Source organism: Streptococcus parasanguinis (assembly GCF_016648855.1).
GTDB classification, from domain to species: Bacteria; Bacillota; Bacilli; order Lactobacillales; family Streptococcaceae; genus Streptococcus; species Streptococcus parasanguinis_L.
The window spans coordinates 1-22,648 of the sequence record NZ_JACLQU010000003.1 but is presented as its reverse complement, the minus strand read 5'-3'; the positions used below and the strand labels follow the sequence as shown (position 1 = coordinate 22,648).

The window sequence follows — 22,648 nt, the reverse complement described above, 5'->3', positions numbered from 1 at the left end:
AAAAAATAAAAATAATTTTATGGTTACTGATAGGAGGAGTTATACTTATGACAGCAACAACATTGACTGGATGTAGTTTTGGGGGAGAAACTATTCCCAAAAACAGAACAAAAGAACAGTACGAATTTGAAAAAACGTTTGAGCCCATGTTTAAATTTTTGGAACAAGATAAGAAGGGGTTTACTGGATTAGAAGCTTATAGAAGTCGTGTTTATATAGAAAACGGAGATGAAGTCAAAAGATATTTAGTAGATTTAGATATCACTCAATCTGATATTAAGGGAGACTATACAATAAAAACCGAGGGTAATAAAGAGACTGTCCCTGTTACTTATTCTAATGGCAAGCTTAATTATGGATCGGAGATAACTCCTTTGTTTGATGAGGAAATTCTTAATTTAGTTGTTAAAAGAGATTATTTTTCATCTTTAGATGTGAAAGAAACCTTTAAGAGTGCGGAAACAGACATGCGTGATATCATCTACCAACCAGAAAATCACTCTGAACTCTATAAATATCTAAAAAATAAGTATGATTTACCAAAAGATACGAACTGTCGAATTAGATTAGATTGTGCTAGTGGTACAATTTATGGCTTCTCAATACTCATGGAATCGAAGAACAAGTCAGTTCAAATTGATCTATCGATATTTAAAAAATAGGGAGGGTAGTTAATGAACGGAATCGAAAAAAGTAACCGTCGAGTAGAAATGTCGGCTGTATTGTCGGATGCGGTCTATGAATACGAGAAGGCATATACTTCCGGTCAAAAAGATCCAACACTCAAAGCTGATGATGTTTTAAAAAAAGCTGGTATCAATACAAAGAGTTATGAAATCGTCGACTCCATGTACGATAAAGATTCTGGTGTTGCCGCAATTGCGGTTAAAGACAAACTGACTGAGGAAACCTATATTTCCTACGCAGGAACCAACTATAAAGCTGACGGTCATAAAGATATTATTGTAGATGCTGCAATTGGTATCAATGATTCATTATATCTTAAAAAAAAGAACAAACCTGCACTTGATTTTTATGATAGAGTAGAAGCAAAAGGAAACTATATCACAACAACAACAGGACATTCTTATGGAGAATTTCAGGCTGGAAGAGTAGCGTTAGAAAGACAAGTACCATACAATTACGGGTATCAGGGGGCTCCTCAGTCAGTAAATGGGAAAACTGCTCAGCAGATGATTAAGGACGGAGATTCTAAATTATTTAATGAGATTCTAGTAAATAAAGATTTTGATCATTTCAAAACCATGGTTGAAGTGAAAACTAATCAAACAGGGCTGAGTATGCCAAGTGATAAAGTGCTTAAGCAATACTGGACCTACTTTTCATCTTTAAAGAATATTTCTCCTGAAATGTTAAAATCCTCGGAAAAAGAAGCTAAGCGGATAGAAGAATTAAGGAAAAATTACAAGGGACAATCAATTACTTTTTCCTCAACTCGTGATGTATTGACTAATTTAGTATGGAATCAAAATAAATTAGAAATTCAATTTGAAGGACAGGCACTAGATGGAGCATTTTTGCAATGGTTGTTAGATGCTAATACTCCAGGAATACTAGATTTTGCTGGAATAAGCATGGAAACAAAATATCCAGGGAGAGTTGTTGCAATTGATTTACCAATTTATCATAATATGACAGCATATAGAAAAAGTGAAGAAGCTATGCAATATACAAAGCAAATAGTTTTAGAACAATTATTTACTGTTGATATAGAAGGAGATGGTATTCTTGATTTTGCGGTCACTCCTGAAAATACAACTACTAGAGATTTATTACCAAAAAGTGGAGATTCACTACAAGTTAAAATAGATACTACATCTATGACAATTTTGATTACTAATTTAAAAGTATGTTTAAAGCAGGCACAAAATTTAGCATCAGTTACTCAACAAACTCTTCAAGCAAATGAAAATGTTATGAATAATTTGTCGAGTCGCATAAATAATCTTAAGGAGGTGGTCTTCCAACATTTACAATCGATAAGTTTAATTGAAGCTATCCAAAAGATAGACAAGGCTTATAGTCACTATAATAGTATTACAGGAACTTTTGATACACTTAGTAACTATGATTCATACGAGTTTTCAAGAAAATTTGATTGGAGAGGTTCCAGTATATTTTATGATTATTTAGATAGTGCTGGAAATGTATTTAATCATGGAGCAATTACTTCTAAGCTGAATGGCATGAACTCAAATGCTTTAAATATAGAGGCAGATATCAATATGCATAAAATAGCTTCTGAAGGAAAATACGGGAATATATGGCCTCAAGCAAACATGTATACGAAGTTTGGAACCAAAGGTGCAGAACTTGTGAATTCATTTGAAGATATGATTGAAAAAAGTACAAATGGATTGGCAAATCGCTCTCATTTTGGTGATGGAATTCCACAAGCTGTTGATGAAATTTTAAAAGTGTTAGCACAAAATATTCAAACAATTATCTCTTGCATTTCATATACTATTTCAGTAGCTGAGCTTATTAAATCAGCTTTAGAAGAAACTGATAGAGGATTGGCCAGAAATATTGACACTTTAAATTTCAGTTCGATTCCAGATGTAAATATTAGTGTTTCACAGGATTATAATGCTTACTTAGAGGAGAGTGGTATATTCGATGATCGTGATGTAATTAGTGCTTTTGACGATCAAATAGATGTTAAATCTGAGGCTTTAGCCAATCAAATGTCTCCAGCATTTAGTGATTATCTTGATAGTGTAAAAGCTGCTGTTGAACATACAAACAAGGTGATGACCACTGCTAAATATGATCTCCAAACAATTGTTAATGAATTTCCAACTAAAATATACTACAAGTTAAAATCTGATGATAAAAATAAGAAAAAACTTTATAGTACTGTAGAGCCACTTATTTCGGTATCAGGTGTAATTCGAACTGCTATTTCAGATATTGATTCTGTAGATTTAGATTTGACCACAGCATCGACAACAATTAATACGGTATTGACTATGTTAGGAGGTTTCAAACCAGTATTTAGAAATGGGATGGAGGATGCTTTTTATGGAGCTGCTCATTTACAAGGTATTGTTCGTGCTCAAAAAGCAGTTGCGACGGTTATTAAATCATTACAAATTCGCTTTGTTAACTTGAAAGGAGATTTGGAAAGTTTATCTTCAGGTGCCGCATCAGGTGCGCTAGGATACAAACTAGGAGATATGACGAATCTGATGGGGAATGTATCTCACGTTATTGATGATTGTTTTGGAAATTGATAATGATTATTATTTTATAGAGAGCCCCTTTGAACTGTACCTCAAAAGTTAGACAGAAAAATCTAACTTTTGAGGTGTTTTTATTATGGCATTGATATTGAGAATAAAGTTCAGAACCTTGAACATAGAAAACAAGAGGCCTTTAATTCTTACAGTACTTTTAACCACTACTGAAAGGAAAAACATCTGATTTGATCGAACTGGGTAAGAAGTTGGCTAAGGAGCATCCGGAGGCTGGCAAGCAAGGTGAGATCACTTTGTATTATACAGGGAGTACCTATACTTTGAACCAACAAGAATATGTAGTATTTATGTTGGTCAACAAAACGACAACGAATATTGATCATGATGCAGAGTTTAAGCTCAATTGGAGTTATGATGGACAACCTATATATCAAAATCAGTTAGTCGAGTATAGTATTTCTGAAAATGGCACATTACCAACGCAATCGGCAACGATCTTTTTGCTTCCTTTGACCAAGGAGCAACAATCAATTGTTGAAAGTATAACAGATGGAACGAAGATGAGTCTGAGCATCACAGACATTATGATGAAGTAGGTGTTGGGTATGCCGGATATCAGAATACTTATCGTAATTGCTGTAGCCGTTATTGGATTTCCTTTGTTTGAAGTACTCTTTTTTGGATATTTTTATAGAAGAGAACTTAGGATTAAGACTCTCTCTTCAAAGAGCGTTGAGGGAGTGGTAATTGGCTATAAGAGGACACAGATAGTAGCGGCTCCAATTGTCGAATATAGAGTGGATGGTCAGACCTATCGAAATAGTCTGAAATATTATCGGGTAGTGCGGGTAACCCTCCCTTGGAAAACGAATCAAGCGGCCAGTGATAACGATTTGATGGCGCAAAGGATAACCATCTACACCAATTCTGTAGTCTCAAAGGGCAATCTTTTTCAAGATGCTTTTCCACTGGGATCGACCATGACGGTCTGGTATAATCCAGCTTGTCCAAAAGAATCATACGTTGAACGCTATAGTGGGCTAGATAAATCTTATAAGCGGGAAATGTGGATTGGAATCTGGATGTTAATTTTATTGCCTATTTTAGCAGTTGTGTCCATCGTCATGGGGATGAAGTATAAATGATGGCTCAGGCTAACTGAATAAATACAAGATGAAGAAAAATCACCGTCCTATCGGTGATTTTTTTGTCTTCACTTCTCCCTCGAATTAATCCTTAAATTGTGATAAAATAAGGGTTACGAATGTTTTTGAATGGTCTGGTTTTGCATAGAGTCGGGCCAGTCAAAAGCGAGCAAAAGAATCAAGATCAAGGGAGAAACAATGTCCAACACCTTTGAAATTTTAATGGATCAGCTGGATATGCCGCTGGAGATGCGATCTTCCAGTGCCTTTTTGCATGCGGAGATTCAAGAAGTCGTGGTGCACAAGGTCAGTCGGGTCTGGGAGTTCCGCTTTGCCTTTGCGGAAGTCTTGCCCATTGCTTTGTTTAAGGAATTGCACCAGCGCTTGAAGGACGAATTTTCAAAGACAGGAAACCAGGCGACCTTTACAATCCAAGTGGCCAATCAGGATTTTTCTGCGGATTTATTGCAGGCCTACTATCGTGAGGTCTTTGAGGATGGACCTTGTGCTAGTCAAGGATTTAAGGGGCTCTACCAAGACTTGCAGGTGCGCGCGGAAGGGCAGGAATTGATCATCTCAGGGCCTTCTTCGGTCGATACGGAGCATTTTCGTAAGAACCATTTGCCCAACCTTGCCAAGCAGTTGGAAGCCTTTGGTTTTCCGCATTTCACCTGTCGGGTGGAGTCTGATGAGGAGTTGACAGAGCAAGAAGTGGCGCGCTTTGAGGAGGAAAATGAAAAGATCTTCCAAGCGGCCAATGAAGAGACCTTGCGGGCTATGGAATCCTTGGCCCAGATGGCTCCGCCACCAGTAGTTGAAGAAAAGCCAGTTTTTGACTTCAAGGCTAAGAAGGCTGCGGCTAAACCTAAGCTAGACAAGGCTGAGATCACTCCGATGATCGAGATCACAACAGAAGAGAACCGGATTGTCTTTGAGGGTGTGGTCTTTGACGTGGAGCACAAGGTGACGCGGACTGGTCGGGTCTTGATCAGCTTTAAGATGACCGACTATACCTCGAGTTTTTCCCTTCAGAAATGGGTTAAAAATGAGGAAGAAGCCCAGAAGTTTGACATGATCAAGAAGAACAGCTGGCTACGGGTGCGGGGAAATATCGAAATGAACAATTTCACGCGCGACTTGACCATGAATGTCCAAGATATCCAGGAAGTCGTGCATTATGCCCGCAAGGACCTGATGCCAGAGGGTGAGCGCCGGGTGGAATTCCACGCCCATACCAATATGTCGACTATGGATGCCCTGCCGGAAGTCGAAGAGCTGATCGCCAAGGCAGCTGAGTGGGGGCATAAGGCGGTGGCCATCACTGACCATGGCAATGTGCAGAGTTTCCCGCATGGCTTTAAAGCAGCCAAGAAAGCTGGGATCCAGCTGATTTATGGGATGGAAGCCAATATCGTAGAGGACAAGGTGCCCATCACCTATAATGAGGTGGACCTGGACCTCAATGAAGCGACCTATGTGGTCTTTGACGTGGAAACGACGGGACTTTCAGCCATCTACAATGACTTGATCCAGGTCGCTGCTTCTAAGATGTACAAGGGCAATGTCATTGAGGAGTTTGACGAGTTTATCGACCCGGGACATCCTCTGTCTGCCTTTACGACCCAATTGACAGGGATCACCAATGAGCATGTCCGGGGTGCCAAGCCCTTGGTGCAGGTTTTGAAGGAGTTTCAGGCCTTCTGTGAGGGAACCGTTCTTGTCGCCCACAATGCCACCTTTGACGTGGGCTTCATGAATGCCAACTATGAGCGTCATGGTCTTCCCAAGATCACTCAACCAGTCATCGATACCCTGGAATTTGCCCGTAACCTCTATCCAGATTTTAAACGGCATGGCTTGGGGCCATTGACCAAGCGCTTTGGGGTAGGCTTGGAGCACCACCACATGGCCAACTACGATGCGGAAGCGACGGGGCGCTTGCTCTTTATCTTCATCAAAGATGTCGCTGAAAAGCATGGGGTGACCAATCTTAAGGACTTGAATATCGATTTGATCGATGAGAATTCTTATAAGAAGGCGCGGGTCAAGCATGCGACTCTCTATGTCAAGAATCAGACCGGCCTTAAGAACATGTTTAAACTGGTCTCGCTTTCTGGGACCAAGTATTTCGAAGGAGTCCCACGGATTCCCAAAACCGTGTTGGACGCCCACCGCGAAGGCTTGATCCTCGGATCGGCCTGCTCAGAAGGGGAAGTCTTTGATGCGGTCATGTCGCAAGGGGTGGATGCGGCAGTCGAAGTGGCCAAGTACTACGACTTTATCGAGGTTATGCCACCGGCTATCTATGCGCCCCTCATTGCCAAGGAGCAGGTCAAGGACATGGACGAGCTCCAGACCATTATCAAGAGCTTGATCGAAGTGGGAGATCGCCTCGGCAAGCCTGTTCTTGCGACAGGAAATGTCCACTATCTGGAGCCGGAAGATGAGATTTATCGGGAGATCATTGTCCGTAGTCTCGGTCAAGGGGCTATGATCAACCGGACCATCGGGCACGGAGAAGATGCCCAGCCAGCGCCACTGCCAAAAGCGCATTTCAGAACCACCAATGAAATGCTGGATGAATTCGCCTTTTTGGGTGAAGACTTAGCGCGCAAGATTGTCATTGAAAACACCAATGCGCTTGCAGAGACCTTTGAGCCAGTCGAAGTGGTCAAGGGGGACCTCTATACGCCATTTATCGACAAGGCCGAAGAAACAGTTGCGGAATTGACCTATAAGCGAGCCTTTGAGATTTATGGTAATCCGCTCCCTGATATTGTCGATCTGCGGATTGAAAAGGAACTAACCTCTATCTTGGGGAATGGATTTGCCGTGATTTATCTAGCATCGCAAATGCTGGTGCATCGTTCCAATGAGCGGGGCTACCTGGTTGGATCTCGTGGATCTGTCGGATCCAGCTTTGTCGCGACCATGATTGGGATCACCGAGGTCAATCCGCTTTCGCCTCACTATGTCTGCAGTCAGTGCCAGTACAGTGAATTCATCACAGACGGTTCTTATGGATCTGGTTTTGATATGCCGGACAAGGATTGTCCAAACTGTGGCCACCAACTCAGCAAAAATGGCCAGGATATTCCTTTTGAAACCTTCCTTGGTTTCGATGGGGACAAGGTACCCGATATCGATTTGAACTTCTCTGGGGAAGACCAGCCGAGTGCCCACTTGGATGTCCGCGATATCTTTGGGGAAGAATATGCCTTTCGGGCAGGAACGGTAGGTACGGTTGCAGCTAAGACCGCCTATGGTTTTGTCAAGGGCTATGAGCGTGATTTTGGCAAGTATTACCGAGATGCCGAGGTCGAACGCTTAGCTCTCGGTGCAGCTGGGGTCAAACGGACGACCGGTCAGCACCCGGGGGGAATCGTTGTTATTCCAAATTATATGGATGTCTATGACTTTACTCCGGTCCAGTATCCGGCAGATGATGTGACAGCTGAATGGCAGACCACTCACTTTAACTTCCACGATATCGATGAGAACGTCCTCAAGCTCGATGTCCTGGGACATGATGATCCGACCATGATTCGGAAGCTCCAAGACTTGTCAGGCATTGATCCAAATGATATCCCTATGGATGATCCAGGGGTTATGGCCCTCTTTTCTGGGACAGAAGTGCTAGGGGTGACAGCCGAGCAGATTGGAACGCCGACAGGGATGTTGGGGATTCCAGAGTTTGGGACCAACTTTGTTCGGGGCATGGTCGAAGAGACCCATCCGACGACCTTCGCAGAGTTACTTCAGCTCTCTGGTCTGTCTCACGGTACTGACGTGTGGTTGGGAAATGCCCAAGACTTGATCAAGGCGGGCATTGCCGATCTATCGACCGTTATCGGGTGTCGGGACGACATCATGGTATACCTCATGCACGCGGGTCTCAAGCCTAAGATGGCCTTTACCATCATGGAGCGCGTGCGGAAAGGGATGTGGCTTAAGATCTCAGAAGAAGAGCGCAATGGCTACATCCAAGCCATGAAGGAAAACAATGTTCCTGAATGGTACATCGAGTCCTGTGGGAAGATCAAGTACATGTTCCCGAAAGCCCATGCGGCGGCCTATGTTATGATGGCCCTTCGTGTGGCCTACTTTAAGGTGCATCATCCACTTTATTACTACTGTGCTTACTTCTCTATTCGGGCCAAGGCCTTTGACATCAAGACCATGGGGGCCGGCCTTGAAGCCGTGAAAGCGCGGATGAAGGAAATCGCTGAGAAACGCAAGAACAATGAAGCTTCCAACGTCGAGATCGATCTCTACACCACCCTTGAGATTGTCAATGAGATGTGGGAGCGGGGCTTCAAGTTTGGTAAGCTAGACCTCTATCGCAGTCAGGCGACAGAATTCTTGATTGATGGGGATACATTGATTCCGCCATTTGTCGCTATGGATGGTCTGGGAGAGAACGTTGCCAAGCAAATCGTGCGGGCGCGTGAAGAAGGAGAATTCCTCTCTAAGACCGAGCTCCGTAAGCGCGGCGGAGTTTCGTCCACACTGGTTGAAAAGATGGATGAGATGGGCATTCTTGGTAATATGCCAGAGGACAACCAGTTGAGTTTGTTTGATGATTTGTTTTAAGAGGTAGACAGCTCTAATTTAATGGATATGTTTATGAATTAAAAAATAACAGGATAGTTTAATATTCTGTTATTTTTTAATTGTTAAAATAAATATATAACGATCGGATTACCAATCCTCCAAGGCAATCTCATCTTTTATTAAATCTTCTATCAATTTCCGTTTGTAATGAGTAAGAGAGAGTATATGTTGGCCAATCCAGGATTTTTTAAATAATTTAAATAAAATTTCATTCTTTATAAGTTCCCTAGAATCTATTTCTTTGAATACTAAGTTATTAGTTCTGCAGAATGAAATTAGCTGACTATCATCAGTCTCCGATGATTTATACATATTTGGTTTGATAGTTTTTTCAAAAAAATGATAAATAAAACTATGTGATGGCTCTGTTGGTGTATAAAACCTTACTTCAAAATCTCTAATACTCCTAGACTCTGTATTAACCTCAATCACTACAGGAAGATTGAGTATGTAGTATTCCAGCAAGTCTTCATCGCTATTTTTAGATTTTTCAAATTCATCTAATAACGGAATTAATATGTTGTTGTTGAAGCGATGGGGATTCATATCCTCTAACATAAAAAATACTGAATCTGCACGGGTGCTAAATTTTCCTGATTCTATTAGACGAAAGCTATAGTCACGCATCTTAGTATCCGTTTGTATATTTAGAAAATAAGCAACAAAATATTCTTGGAAGGAACGATGGGAGAACTTGTATCTGTATCCTTCTTTGTATAATACACATAGGCAGTTTTCTAAATCATGGATAAAATTACCTATATTGAGAACGCTTTTAATTCGAGGAGGAAATTTTTTAAAAATATCTTCAATCTCTAGGAATGTAAACTCTGTTTTTGCTTTTTGGTATGTCAAAAAACAGAAGATTGCAAAACACTCTTTAAAAGTATCTGCACTTAAATTTGATAACATTTCGCGTCTATAGCTTTTCGTAGCATCGTGCTTAGAGAGCATAGTATCAAATGCTTGATAATAGAATAGGTGTAATTTTTTCGGAATTTCTGCATAGTCATTGTAAGTGGAGAGCATAATATTTAGTAACAGAGGGTTTGAAGTAAAGGACTTATGTCTATCATATAAACCACTCTCTAAATCACGTATAAATTTATCTTTAAGTTCCTCATCTGGATATTCAATTTTAGTAATAAGACTAATAGCTTGTTCTTTAGCAAAAGGGGCAGCTTTTAAAACTGTGAAACGTTGAAATTCAATGAATTCGGATTCGCTATAAGGTCTTGAAGAAAGGATGTAATGGTTTTCAGGATAATTATCACAAAAATCATTTAACTTCTTGAAAAATTCTTTTTGGTTTTCGCTATACAATTCATCATAGCCATCCAATAGGAATAAAAAGCATCCAGATTGAAGTGCATAATCTAAATATTCTTCTTGAAATGTATTGTGAAATTGATTTAGTTTTTTTAACAATAATTTTTCAAGGTTTAAATGATTCTCGTCGTTGAAATCTTTTAATTCAATAAAAATAGGAATATAGTCTTTTAATTCTAATTCACTTAGAAAAAGGTGTTTCATGAGAGTGGATTTACCAATTCCACCAGAACCTTCAATGATTAAAAATTTTGAGATATCAGTTAGTACTCTTGTTGTTGAGGGCTTGATGATGTCTGAGCCTTTTTTTAAAAAAGGAACTTCAAAAAAATCATACAGTCTTTTGGGCTCAATTCCGTAGATAATCGTTTTGATTTTACTATATTTTTCATAAGAATTTGTTAAATAATCTTGGAAAGGAATCTCTAGATTAATTTTTGCCTCATTGTAGAGCGCTTTAAATTTGTCAGTTGTTTTGGAAATAATAGGTGAAAAGTATTTATCCAGAATAGCACTAGTAAATTGTTTTGCAATTTCATTGTTAAAGATTTTGTCCACCATCTTTTTGCTCCTGTGTAATTTGATAATAGGATAGCACGTTGTATTTCTTATGTCAATATAATTTAAGATAAAGGATCATTTAACTTATATATTGAACAAAAATTGTATATTAATTGTATTTGTTTTGGATTTACAATAACCTTCTTTTTGTTAAAATAGTCTATAGAAAGAAGGTGAGAATATGTCAAAGACGAGCATGAGTATCCGTTTGGATAGTGAGGTTAAGGAGCAGGCCCAACTGGTGTTTAATCTTTTAGGAATGGATATGACAACGGCTATCAACATTTTCCTTCGTCAGGCTATTCAATATCAGGGCTTACCTTTTGTTGTTAAATTAGACGATCATGGTAAGTTGCTCCAAGTCGTAACGGATGTAGAGCAAAATCGGAATATGAGTCATCCCTATGAATCAGTCTCAGACTTGATGGAGGACCTACGTGCTTAGGATTCGTTAGTGGCAGACAATGTGCTGCTCCTTTTCAGTCCGTTCAGACCGGATAAGTGTTTTCTTTGGATCTGGATTGTGTTACAATTTTTAGTGACAAGTGTTTGTAAACAGGAAACAGAAAAACAATGGATGTTCTTCCAAAAAAATGAAACAGAGGAGAAGCGCGTGGCAAGATATTTAGTAGGTCCTTACAACAATAGTTGGAACTTTATGGATGCGATTGAAAAAGCGCAGGATGGGGATACCATCGAGTTTGAAAATGGGTATGTCTTTCAATGGCCGACAAATAAAGTGATCGAGATCGACAAGAACCTTCATTTTGTGGGGCATGTGGTCCCAAATCCAAATGGCAATGGGCGCATGTTTAACAACACCATTGAGGCTTCTTTCCGATTTGTAGAGGGAGCTCAGGTGACATTTGAAGATCTGTGGTTTAAAGTTGGTGGGAACTATACTGCCTTGATCTTATGGAATGGCTCAGACATTACCTGTAAACAGGTCTATTTTGAAATCACCACTCCAACAAATAATGAATTTTTTATCTATATGGATACGCATTCGAAGTTGACACTGGAAGGAGTCGGAATGAAGGTTCCGGAAAAACACCAAAGTGCCATCGGTATGTCCGCTTCGGAATTGTCCATTCGCAATTCAACGATTTTTTCTAAGATAGATCTGTCAGAAGGCTCCAAGTTGACCTTAGAAAATGTCCAAATTGAAAAATTTGGGAATAATACGATCCATGCCAAGGACTCAGAAGTGATCGCAAAAAATTCAACGATTACAGGCGGGGATCTGGAAAATGATTTTCCACCAGTTTGGTTGAGGAATGTCATCTGGGAATCTGAAAACTGTAAAATAGAGTTGCCTACAGGAACTGGAATCTGTCTTGACAACAATGTTCAATTCAATTCGGATTCGGATCGTATGACCTCCATCAATTCATACAATAGTATGATCCGAGCTCACCAGGCTACATTTTCAGAATGTTTATGCGTCTATGAAGCATCATTTGCTTCTTTGACTGGAGAAACGACTTTCTTGAATGAGAATACCCAAACCATTTCATTTGGAGTTTTTGATGAGAGTGTGCTGATGGCTGAGCATATGATTTGTCATAAGATTGCGGATCCCAATATCCGGCTTCAAAGTGGGGCCTTTGTGAAGGCAGGCACCATAACCTATAGGCAGGGCGATGCGCGTGATCTGACCAAGGAAATCGAGGATGGTTGTGACTATCTCATTGGCAGAGAAGTGGCCAAGGGCAATGCGCAAGTCGTTGCTACGGGACAGGCAACGGATGCAACGGTGGCATCAACCCCTACAACGGGCTCTGGACCAGAGAAGAAACAAGATGCTCTTCAGGAACTCAATAGCCTGATCGGTCTTGAAAAAGTTAAACATGAGATCAAGAAAATGATCAACATGGTGGAATTTAACAAGAAACGAATCGCTAGTGGCAAGGCTCCTGAAAAGCAAACACTCCATGCAGCCTTTATGGGAAACCCTGGTACAGGAAAGACCACTGTGGCCCGTCTGTTGGGACAAGTGCTCTTTGATGCAGGTGTCCTCTCAGGGGAGGAATTCCGTTTTGTGGAAGCAACGGAGTCCGATCTGATCTCTTCGAATATTGGAGGAACTGCTGAACAGACCCAAGCCCTGCTTGAAAAAGCGCGAGGAGGCATCCTCTTTATCGATGAAGCCTATAGCTTGGATAAAAAGGACAGCGGTGCGGACTTTGGGATCGAGGCGATCAATACCATCCTCAAATTTATGGAGGACAATCGTGACGACATCATGATTATCTTTGCCGGCTATACCAAGGAAATGGAGGAGTTCTTAAAGACCAATCCAGGCCTTCGTTCTCGGGTGCCAAATAATTTCATCTTTGAAGATTTCACAGGAGATGAGATTGTCCAACTAGGTGAAATGATCCTGAGCAAAGGAGACTACAAACTCGAAGACCGGGATTACTATGCGCGGCATGTTAAGCGGGCTTATGATGGCTCGCTAGATAAGAGCAATGGTCGCTGGATCCGTAACCTGGATGAGCAATTGACCAAGACCATGGCGGATCGGGTGGTGGCCCAAGGTTCTGACGATATTGAGACCATCCTCAATAGCGATATCGATGCTGTTCTTAACCAAGGCAAGTATCAAGCAGGAGCAGACAAGGAAGAAGATGGGATGGCTGCCCTCAACCGTCTGGTTGGAATTGCCAAGGTGAAAGAGCAAGTCGAACAATTCGTGGCCATGGCTGAGTTCAACCAAAAACGGGCTGAACAAGGTGGCATCGTTGAAGATACGACCTTGCACTCTCTCTTTCTTGGAAATCCTGGTACAGGGAAGACGACTGTGGCCCGCATTTTGGGCAATATCCTCTTCCAAAAAGGGGTTATCAAACAGAAGAAATTCATCGAAGTTTCGCGGAGCAATCTGGTTGGAGGCTACCAAGGTCAAACAGCTTTGAAGACGCGCGAAGTCCTAGAAAGTGCACTGGGGGGAGTCCTCTTTATCGATGAGGCCTATACGCTCTATACCGGTTTAAATGACGATTTTGGGAAAGAAGCCTTGGACGAAGTCCTCAAATTTATGGAGGACCACCGCCGCGATATCGTTATTATCTTTGCTGGTTACACAAAAGAGATGCACGACTTCTTGCAGGTCAATTCAGGTCTGCAAAGCCGGATCCCAACTACATTTGATTTTGAAGACTACAGCCCAGATGAGATCGTCGAGATCGGTCTGTTGGGATTGCGCAAGCAAGGCTACCAAGTCAATGAAGCTCTTTACGGAGAGATTGTGAAAGAAAATTATATGCGGGCCAATGACCATAGTAATGGTCGCTGGGTCCGCAATCTCAATGAAAAACTCTTGCGCCAAGTATCGACGCGAGTAACCCGTGAAGGTAGTACGGATTACAATTCGATTTTGGATCAAGATTTGGAAGCTTTGAGGGAGAATGGCAATTCTGGGCATCCCCATACAGTAGATGATCAAGGCTATGTTCTTCCTTGATCGAGAAAGAAGAATTAGGATTCTGCAGGAGCGGAATCCTTTCAGTTGAAGACAAAGTCTTCTTAGAAACTTTCCTTAGGTGAGTACGGACGTCAGCGAACTTCTACGAAGTTCCATGACTAATTATTGAACCTAAGGTCTCAATAATTCCGAGTGCCTGAAACTTAATAGTTTCAGGCATTTTTCTCACAGCGGAAAGTTTCGGTATTTCTTGATTCGTTCTAAAAAGAACTCATTTTTATTTCTTTTCAGAATCACTTAACCTATCTTATATTAAAAAAGGTTGTTTACGTTCTAAAAGAATTCTATATGGACTTGTGGTATACTAGGAGAAGATCATTCACTTATGAAGGAGAAAAAAATGGTTTTACCAAATTTTAAAGAAAACCTCGAAAAATACGCTAAATTGTTGGTGGCGAATGGCATCAACGTGCAACCTGGTCATACCTTGGTCTTGAACATCGATGTGGAACAAAGAGAATTGGCCCACTTGATCGTGAAGGAAGCCTATGCCTTGGGGGCGCACGAAGTCATTGTCCAATGGGCGGATGACTTTACTACCCGGGAAAAATTCCTCCATGCACCGATGGATCGCTTGGACAATGTGCCTGACTACAAGATTGCAGAGATGAACTACCTCTTGGAACACAAGGCCAGTCGCTTGGGTGTGCGCTCGTCTGATCCAGGTGCCTTAAATGGTGTTGATGCAGAGAAGCTTTCTGCCTCTGCCAAGGCCTTGGGCATGGCTATGAAACCAATGCGCATCGCTACTCAATCCAACAAGGTCAGCTGGACAGTTGCTGCAGCAGCAGGACTAGAATGGGCGAAAAAGGTCTTCCCAAATGCGACGAGCGATGAAGAAACAGTGGATCTCCTGTGGGATCAAATCTTCAAGACCTGCCGGGTTTACGAAGAAGATCCAGTCAAGGCTTGGGAAGAGCATGCAGCTATTCTCAAGAGCAAGGCAGATACACTGAATAAGGAACAATTCTCAGCCCTTCATTACACAGCGCCAGGAACCGATTTGACTCTTGGTTTGCCGAAGAACCACGTCTGGGAATCTGCCGGAGCTATCAATGCCCAAGGTGAAGGTTTCTTGCCAAACATGCCGACAGAAGAGGTCTTCACGGCTCCTGACTTCCGTCGTGCAGAAGGTTATGTCACTTCCACAAAACCGCTTAGCTACAATGGAAACATCATCGAAGGCATCAAAGTGACCTTTGAAAATGGAGAAATTGTGGATATCACAGCTGAAAAAGGCGATCAAGTCATGAAAGATTTGGTCTTCAAGAACAAAGGAGCGCGTGCCTTGGGTGAATGTGCCCTCGTACCAGATCCAAGCCCAATTTCACAGTCAGGCATTACCTTCTTCAACACTCTCTTTGATGAAAATGCCTCTAACCACTTGGCCATCGGGGCAGCCTATGCAACCAGCGTAGAAGGGGGCGCAGAGTTCACAGAAGAAGAACTCGAAGCAGCCGGCCTCAACCGCTCAGACGTTCACGTTGACTTCATGATCGGCTCAAGCCAAATGGATATCGACGGCATCCGAGAAGACGGTACCCGCGTCCCAGTCTTCCGTAATGGAGATTGGGCAATTTAAGGAGAAACTATGATTGGAAGTATGTTTGTCGGTCTTTTGATCGGACTTCTAGCTGGAGCTATCACCAATCGTGGCGAACGCATGGGATGTTTTGGGAAAATGTTCCTGGGCTGGATTGGTGCCTTTTTAGGACAATTACTCTTTGGTGCTTGGGGACCAAGCCTAAACGGTACAGCCATTATCCCATCGATTCTTGGTGCCATGATTTTATTAGCCATCTTCTGGGAAAGAGGAAGCTAGGTTTAACTTGCTAAAACAGATAGAGTGGTTGGAAATCTTCCAACCTCTTTTTTAGTCAAAACTTGATCATCAAAGTAAAATCAGGTATCATGGAAGGTATGTTTTGTTATGAATAAATAAGATAATTATGGCTGTGGTAGACTGGTGAAAAGTTAGTTCAGATTCTCCGTCTAGGAATGAAACAGTATAGAAAGTAAGAGACGTGTATGTTTAAACCAGCAAAAATCGATCGTTTGCCGAAAATGAATTTTCGCTATCGTTTGTTAAAAGTAGAGAATGAGTGGTATTTAATGGAAGCCGATCGTCCAATTATCATCACCTATTTTCTTCCGTGGCTTGTTTATTTCATCCCTCATAAAGCTTATCAGCTGACAGAGGATGAAGTAGAAGTCCTAGCTCCAAAAGTGCTTGAAAGAGATAGGAACATACTTTCAAGTCAGTCTAAAGCAGGGATTTCAGCTCTTGGTGCTGGTTCCTTAGCAGTTTTACTAGGCAGAGCCTTTCCGATAGAAGATTATTTATATTTTAGCTCCCATCTACTGAATCTAGTGCTAATGGTAGTTGTTCTATGTATTGCTTTTGGGATTCGTATCTGGATCAGCATTGGGAAAAAAGAGACGGTCAGAAAGCCTTCAAAGAAAGCTAATAGAATCTATTGTCGCCCAGTAAGATTTAGGTTACTACTAAAAAATCTTCTATTAGTAACATTGGCTTTATTTCTTTCAAGTGTAACATTTTACTTTGTTCTGAGTACCAGTAAACCAAATCTAATATCTCATGTGGCCTTGTTTGCTTTTTCATTGGTTTTTTTATCACATGGTAATTTATTATTGTATGCTTCAGGTGAGGATTATAAGGCAAAAGTAAAAAAATGAAAAGAGCAGATTCGTTTTTCTTCTAAAGTATAAAACGATCAAGAAAGGATCATCTATGTTTAAACCAGCAAAAATCGAACGGTTGCCGAAAATGAACTTTCGCTATCATTTATTAAAAGTTGACGGAGAGTGGTATTTGATGGAGGTCGATCGTCCGATTATTATCACCTATTTTCTGCCATGGTTTGTTTTTTTTATTCCTCATAAAGCCTATCAGCTAACAGAGGATGAAGTAGGAGCCATAGCTCCAAAAGTATTTGAAAGAGACAAGAAGCATCAGAGTTTAGTGAATAACAAAATTGGGAAGACCTCGCTTGGTCTAGGTGTAACCTCCATGCTATTAGCAAGGGCGTTTCCAATAGAAAAATACCTCAATTTTATCTCTCACTTGCTTAATCTATCCTTGATGATGTTGATTTTAATTTTTGTAGTGGGACTTCGGATTTGGATGGGTAGAGGGGAAGGGATGCATGAAATTGTGGCAGATAAAACACCTCGAAAAGTATATTGTTTCCCAGCAGACACAAAGAACATAATATTACCACTAACATATGCAACTATTCCTATGGTAATGTTCATTGCAGCATGTTATGCAATTTTAATAAACTTTGAGCCCAATTTTATAATACATTTTGGTCTATTAATCTCATCATTTCTGTTTTTATCATCTGGGAATTTAATTTTTTATTCCCCAATCTACTCTTTTAAAGCTAAAGTCAAGTAGATCCAGTCGAGTGATACTCAGAAGTAGGAGTAACATCAATCTGCTTTTTTGCCTTAAAAGAATGTTTTAGACAAGAAAAATACCTAACCGAGAGCTTTCTCAGTTAGGTATTTCTGTCATTTACGCCTATTCTAAAATCAAGAGGCCTTCTTTGATTTCAAATGGGTTGTTTGGATTGATGCGGTCATAGAACATGATGCCGTTGGTGTGGTCGATTTCGTGTTGGACGACGATGGAGTTGTAGCCTTTGAGTTTGATGCGTTTCTTTTCACCGTCTTTTGTGAAATACTCCACCGTCACGCGCGCGTGGCGGACCACATAGCCTGGGACATTGCGGTCTACAGAGAGACAGCCTTCCCCGTCTCCAAGCGCCGCATCTTGAACGGAATGGGCGACAACCTTTGGATTGTACATGACTTCTTGAAGACTATAGGCTTCTTTTGGTGGGTTGCCATCGGCATCTTCTGGATTGGGCACCAAAACAGCGATAATCCGTTTTGAGATATCCAGCTGAGGGGCAGCGAGTCCCACTCCTCCACGGAGGCCAAGTTTTTCAGCCATAACAGGGTCTTGAGAATGGTGCAAGAATTGCATCATTTTTTCACCCAGGATAATTTCCTGATCAGACAAAGGGAAGGTCACATCTTCCGCAACAGCTCGAAGTGTTGGATTTCCTTCGCGGATGATGTCATCCATATCAATCAAATGGGATGCTCTTGTAACTTTTTCAATTGCTTTCATCGTTTTACTCTCACTTTCTTTCTATCCTCCATGATATCACAAAAGAGCCTAAAATTAAAGTTATCTGTCGGCGGTTTCCGCATGTTTGATGGACAAGTCGCCCATTCTTTTTCGGTCTAAAATCGTATAGACCCGTCCTTCTCTTTGGACTAAGCCCTCGTCAATCATCTGCTTGATGACGCGGCTAAGGTGGCGGTAGCTGATCCCAAAACGCAGGGCCAGTTGATTCATCTTGGGCTTGAGGGTCCCATTTTCATCACCATGTTCCAAAAAATGTGTAGCAAGGCGTTCCTTGACCGAATAATGAAAGTTGGCAGGAGCCAAATAGTTGATCTGGTGCAATTTCTCAGCCAAGGTCTTGGCCGTAGAGCGCAAGAAGGTTGGATCAAGCAGGAGGCGCTTCTTAAAGTGCTGGGCTGGGAGCTGAACGACTAGCGAGTCTTGGTCTGCAATGACCGATGTGATACAGACCCGATCGAGCAGGAGCTCAATCTCTCCTAAGAGTCCAGGTTTTTCTTGGATTTCAAGGATGGTGTCGCTGCCATTCTCAAGACTGTGGATAATCTTGAGCCGGCCTTTGAGAAAATAAGGAATGACATCTTGTTCAGAACCCTGGCGGCAAATATAATCTCCAGCCTGGTAGAGAACGAGGTCCAGCTGGCTGAGACAGTCACCTGGAAAGATCTGGTCCAATTGGTAGTCTGTGATGATCTCCTTGAGTCTGGTAGATGGGGAAATTTTTTTCATCTCACTCTCCTAAAATAGGACAAATGTCCTGTTTTTCTATTTCTAAATTGATTATACTAGGATTCTATTGAAAATACTAGTTTGAATCTTTTCTGAAAAACTAGTAAAATCAAATGTTACCAGTAAAGTGTAGGAAATAAAAAATGAAAAAAACAATGGAAAGAATCAGTCTCTTGAGCTTGTCGCTCATGCTGATCTCATCTTTTTCAATTACAGCTGGTTTGCCGGCTATGAAGGCTTATTTTAGCCACTTCGGATATTCAGCAGGCCAGGTGGAACTCTTGGTTTCCCTGCCAGCCTTTGCGGTCGTAGCCATGCTCTTTTTAAATAGCCTGATCGAGCGGTGGATGAGTGAGCGCCAGATGATTGTCGCAGGGCTCTTGCTCTTTTCAACTAGTGGCCTCTTGCCTTTGGTCGTGCAGGACTATCCTCTCATCTTTCTGAGTCGTTTGCTCTTTGGCTTGGGGACAGGAATGATCAATGCCAAGGCTATTTCAATTATCAGTGAGCGCTACTCAGGCAATGATAAGACCCGGATGCTGGGCTATCGGGGGTCTGCTGAAGTGGTGGGCTCTGCCATCTTGACCTTTATTGTGGGACAACTCTTACCCCTAGGCTGGCCAGCGATCTTTGCCGTATATGGTGGTGGTTACTTGATTTTACTCCTCTATCTCCTTTTTGTCCCTTATCCTAAGGAGCAAAAACAGGCTAGCTTGAAGGAGAAAAAGAAAGGTTCCGCACGTCTTCGCTCCCCTCAATGGCGTTTTAGTCTGATGCTAGCTGTGATTGCTGGTATCATCATTTGTTTCAATTCCATCATTAGTCTGCGCGTGCCGGATATCATCGTTGATGCTCGTATGGGAACAGCGACAACAGCTGGAACCGTCTTGAGTCTGATGCAATTAACAGGGATTGTCGCAGGGGTAGGCTTTGCCAGTTTGACACATGTTTTCAAAAAGAACTTGCTCATGATCATGTGCTTTGGTTTCGGTCTGGCTTTGGCCTTGATTGGCTTGTCCAGCCAGCTATGGAGCTTGGTTATAGGAACCCTTTTAGCAGGATTTACCTACAGTACGGGGGTCACCAGTATCTTTTATCACTTATCTGAAAAAATCCCGACCAATCTCCTGAACCTTGCGACCTCGCTGGTCTTGATCGGCTGCAATCTCGGATCGGCCCTCTCTTCTTTCTTCATCCAGTTGGTGACGCCACTAGCTCCTAACAATCATCTGCTTTTTGTCTGGATTGGTGCTTTGATGGTTGGAACGGGAGTCTTTGCCTCACAATTACTAGCACGAACGAAATGATGGAGAAATCATTTCGTTTTTTTAATTCAATCTATTGCGTCCTTTCACTAGCTCGTGTTATTATAGGAGGAGTGTGAAAAAAAGATTAGTTTAAAGGATAGAATAATGAAAAAAATCATGGAGAAAGTGAGTATTCTCGCGCTTTCATTTATTTTGACGACCTCGTTTTCGATTTCGAGTGCGCAGTCGGCCATGTTTGCCTATTACAAGGGAATTCCTCATAGCATGATTGAGCTCTTGGTCTCGCTTCCTTCTGCAGGGATCATGGTTTCACTCATCTTCAATAAATGGATTGGGCGCCTATTTTCAGAGCGCCAGATGATTGTGACAGGCTTAGTTGCTTACGCTCTATGTGGCTTTATTCCCTTAATCAGTCCAGCCTATCCGGTTGTCTTTTTGTCTCGGATTATTTTCGGGATGGCGGTTGGCTTGCTCAATGTTTCTGCCATTGCCATTATCAGTGAGCGCTATAAAGGAAAAGAACGCGTTCAAACCCTTGGCATTCGTGGTTCTGCAGAGGTTGTTGGGACGGCCGTTTTAACCTTTGGAGTCAGCCTCTTGATTCGCTTTGGCTGGCAGGCTGCCTTTCTCGTTTACGGCATCAGTATTCCTATCTTACTTTTGTATCTCTTATTTGTGCCTTATGGATCTAAGACAGAAGCAGTGGAGGAAAAACACCGGGATGTCAAGATGACAGGGGGACAATGGCGGACTACGCTCGGCTTAGCGGTCGTTGCGGCAGCTATCGTCTTGTCCAATGTCATGATCACCGTTCGGATTCCAAGTGTGGTAGAACAAGTTGGACATGGCACTGCCCAAACTGCTGGGGTTATATTAGCAGCCATGCAATTTGTTGGGATCTTGGCAGGTTTGGCCTTCTCGCCCTTGACCTATCTATTCCGTGATCGTTTATTATTGGTTTCGGGAGTAGCTTATGGTGTGGCCCAAATGTTGATCGGGGTCTCTCCAAATCTCTTGATTCTTGCCCTTGTAACCATTGCTTCTGGCTTCGCCTACAGTGTGGCTTTGACAACAGTTTACAATGTCTTATCTGATAAGATGCCAGCAGGGGTCTTGAGCCAGGCAACGTCCATTGCGGTTTTGGGATGTAGTACAGGTTCGATCGCAACGACCTTTGTCCTTAGTCTATTAGGGACGATCTCATCTGCTCCAGTCTTCATTTTTGGATTTTCTGGTATCCTCATGATCCTGATTTCCTTTTTTGGCCTTTGGATTGTGCGAAAGAGCGGGAAGTAATCATGCGGCTAGATAAATTTTTAGTGGATTGTGGTGTGGGGAGTAGGACCGAGGTCAAGCAACTCCTCAAGCAAAAGAAAATCGCAGTGAATGGCAAAAAAGAGACAGCAGGGAAACTACAGATTGATCCAGCTAAGGATCAGGTGACCTTTATGGGGGAAAATCTGGTCCATGAAACCTTTGTGTATTATCTGCTTCATAAACCAGCTGGAGTCATCTCAGCGACTGAGGATGACCATCACCAAACTGTCTTGGATCTATTGGATGAGACAGCCCGTCACAAGGAAGTCTTTCCTGTGGGGCGCCTGGATATCGATACCCATGGCTTGCTCCTTTTGACCAATAATGGTAAGCTCGCCCATGCCATGCTTTCACCGAAGAAGCATGTGTCGAAGGTCTACCGTGCCCAAGTGGCTGGGATCATGGATGAGGTAGATGTAGCCCGCTTTGAAGCAGGCATTGCCCTCAAAGACTTCACGACCTTGCCCGCGAGATTGCAGATCTTAGAGGTGAATGAGGCAAATGCCAGCTCCTATGTCGAAATCGAAATCGCTGAAGGAAAATTCCATCAGGTCAAGCGCATGGTCGCTGCCTGTGGCAAGGAAGTGGCAGATTTAGAGCGGATCTCTATGGGTCCTCTAATGCTAGATCCAACTCTTCAATTGGGAGAATGGCGAAGACTCCATCCTTCAGAACTCAAGTCCCTAGAGGTCTTCGGTGTTCCTTTATAAGCAAAAAACCAAGAGGCTGGGACAAAAGTCCTAGCCTCTCAATTGTTTTTGGATTGTCGAGCAAGACGCAGTGGTTGAGTGGGCTCT

17 protein-coding genes are annotated in these 22,648 nt (G+C 42.1%); 14 read left to right on the top strand and 3 right to left on the bottom strand.

What is annotated here, in order from left to right; genetic code table 11:
- Positions 1-47 precede the first annotated feature (47 nt).
- From H7T92_RS02790 to H7T92_RS02770, 5 genes are all read left to right on the top strand, one after another.
- A complete protein-coding gene (locus H7T92_RS02790; protein ID WP_375788263.1) occupies positions 48-662 on the top strand; it encodes a hypothetical protein in 615 nt (204 codons plus the stop codon).
- A gap of 12 nt (positions 663-674) precedes the next feature.
- Positions 675-3,257: an SA1320 family protein gene (locus H7T92_RS02785; protein WP_150905257.1), complete on the top strand. Its 2,583-nt coding sequence runs from the start codon at positions 675-677 to the stop codon at positions 3,255-3,257.
- Positions 3,258-3,448: 191 nt separating this feature from the next.
- On the top strand, positions 3,449-3,817 hold the full coding sequence (locus tag H7T92_RS02780; protein ID WP_225305921.1) for a hypothetical protein: 369 nt from the start codon (positions 3,449-3,451) through the stop codon (positions 3,815-3,817).
- 144 nt (positions 3,818-3,961) lie between these two features.
- A complete protein-coding gene (locus tag H7T92_RS02775) occupies positions 3,962-4,366 on the top strand; it encodes a DUF3592 domain-containing protein (protein ID WP_463260735.1) in 405 nt (134 codons plus the stop codon).
- 198 nt (positions 4,367-4,564) lie between these two features.
- Positions 4,565-8,959 carry a PolC-type DNA polymerase III gene (locus H7T92_RS02770; protein ID WP_201036967.1) on the top strand — a complete coding sequence of 1,465 codons (4,395 nt, stop codon included), beginning with the start codon at positions 4,565-4,567 and terminating at the stop codon, positions 8,957-8,959.
- A 108-nt stretch (positions 8,960-9,067) separates the two neighbouring features.
- Here H7T92_RS02770 and H7T92_RS02765 read toward each other — a convergent pair whose 3' ends face one another.
- Positions 9,068-10,870 (bottom strand): NACHT domain-containing protein, encoded by a 1,803-nt coding sequence (locus H7T92_RS02765; protein ID WP_201036965.1) that lies wholly within the window; start codon positions 10,868-10,870, stop codon positions 9,068-9,070.
- Between the two features lie 181 nt (positions 10,871-11,051).
- Between H7T92_RS02765 and H7T92_RS02760 the strand changes: the two genes are divergently transcribed.
- The 6 genes from H7T92_RS02760 (at position 11,052) to H7T92_RS02735 (ending at position 17,778) form a co-directional block, all read left to right on the top strand.
- Positions 11,052-11,315, top strand: coding sequence for a type II toxin-antitoxin system RelB/DinJ family antitoxin (locus H7T92_RS02760; protein WP_201036963.1), 264 nt, complete (start codon positions 11,052-11,054; stop codon positions 11,313-11,315).
- Positions 11,316-11,483: 168 nt separating this feature from the next.
- Positions 11,484-14,336, top strand: coding sequence for an AAA family ATPase (locus tag H7T92_RS02755; RefSeq protein WP_201036961.1), 2,853 nt, complete (start codon positions 11,484-11,486; stop codon positions 14,334-14,336).
- A 361-nt stretch (positions 14,337-14,697) separates the two neighbouring features.
- On the top strand, positions 14,698-15,939 hold the full coding sequence (locus H7T92_RS02750; protein WP_201036959.1) for an aminopeptidase: 1,242 nt from the start codon (positions 14,698-14,700) through the stop codon (positions 15,937-15,939).
- 9 nt (positions 15,940-15,948) lie between these two features.
- Complete coding sequence (locus H7T92_RS02745) at positions 15,949-16,179, top strand: GlsB/YeaQ/YmgE family stress response membrane protein (RefSeq protein WP_003010011.1); 231 nt, start codon at positions 15,949-15,951, stop codon at positions 16,177-16,179.
- Positions 16,180-16,385: 206 nt separating this feature from the next.
- Positions 16,386-17,054 (top strand): DUF443 family protein, encoded by a 669-nt coding sequence (locus tag H7T92_RS02740; protein ID WP_049473305.1) that lies wholly within the window; start codon positions 16,386-16,388, stop codon positions 17,052-17,054.
- Positions 17,055-17,109: 55 nt separating this feature from the next.
- A complete protein-coding gene (locus H7T92_RS02735) occupies positions 17,110-17,778 on the top strand; it encodes a DUF443 family protein (protein ID WP_201036957.1) in 669 nt (222 codons plus the stop codon).
- 126 nt (positions 17,779-17,904) lie between these two features.
- Here the strand turns inward: H7T92_RS02735 and def are convergent, their stop codons facing one another.
- On the bottom strand, positions 17,905-18,519 hold the full coding sequence (gene def, locus H7T92_RS02730; protein ID WP_003004253.1) for a peptide deformylase: 615 nt from the start codon (positions 18,517-18,519) through the stop codon (positions 17,905-17,907).
- Between the two features lie 60 nt (positions 18,520-18,579).
- On the bottom strand, positions 18,580-19,266 hold the full coding sequence (locus H7T92_RS02725; RefSeq protein ID WP_201036955.1) for a cyclic nucleotide-binding domain-containing protein: 687 nt from the start codon (positions 19,264-19,266) through the stop codon (positions 18,580-18,582).
- 143 nt (positions 19,267-19,409) lie between these two features.
- Here H7T92_RS02725 and H7T92_RS02720 point away from each other — a divergent pair, with 143 nt between their 5' ends.
- The 3 genes from H7T92_RS02720 (at position 19,410) to H7T92_RS02710 (ending at position 22,561) form a co-directional block, all read left to right on the top strand.
- A complete protein-coding gene (locus H7T92_RS02720; protein ID WP_201036954.1) occupies positions 19,410-20,573 on the top strand; it encodes an MFS transporter in 1,164 nt (387 codons plus the stop codon).
- A 105-nt stretch (positions 20,574-20,678) separates the two neighbouring features.
- A complete protein-coding gene (locus H7T92_RS02715; RefSeq protein ID WP_201036952.1) occupies positions 20,679-21,830 on the top strand; it encodes an MFS transporter in 1,152 nt (383 codons plus the stop codon).
- 2 nt (positions 21,831-21,832) lie between these two features.
- Positions 21,833-22,561 carry a pseudouridine synthase gene (locus H7T92_RS02710; protein ID WP_201036950.1) on the top strand — a complete coding sequence of 243 codons (729 nt, stop codon included), beginning with the start codon at positions 21,833-21,835 and terminating at the stop codon, positions 22,559-22,561.
- The last annotated feature ends 87 nt before the right edge of the window (positions 22,562-22,648 follow it).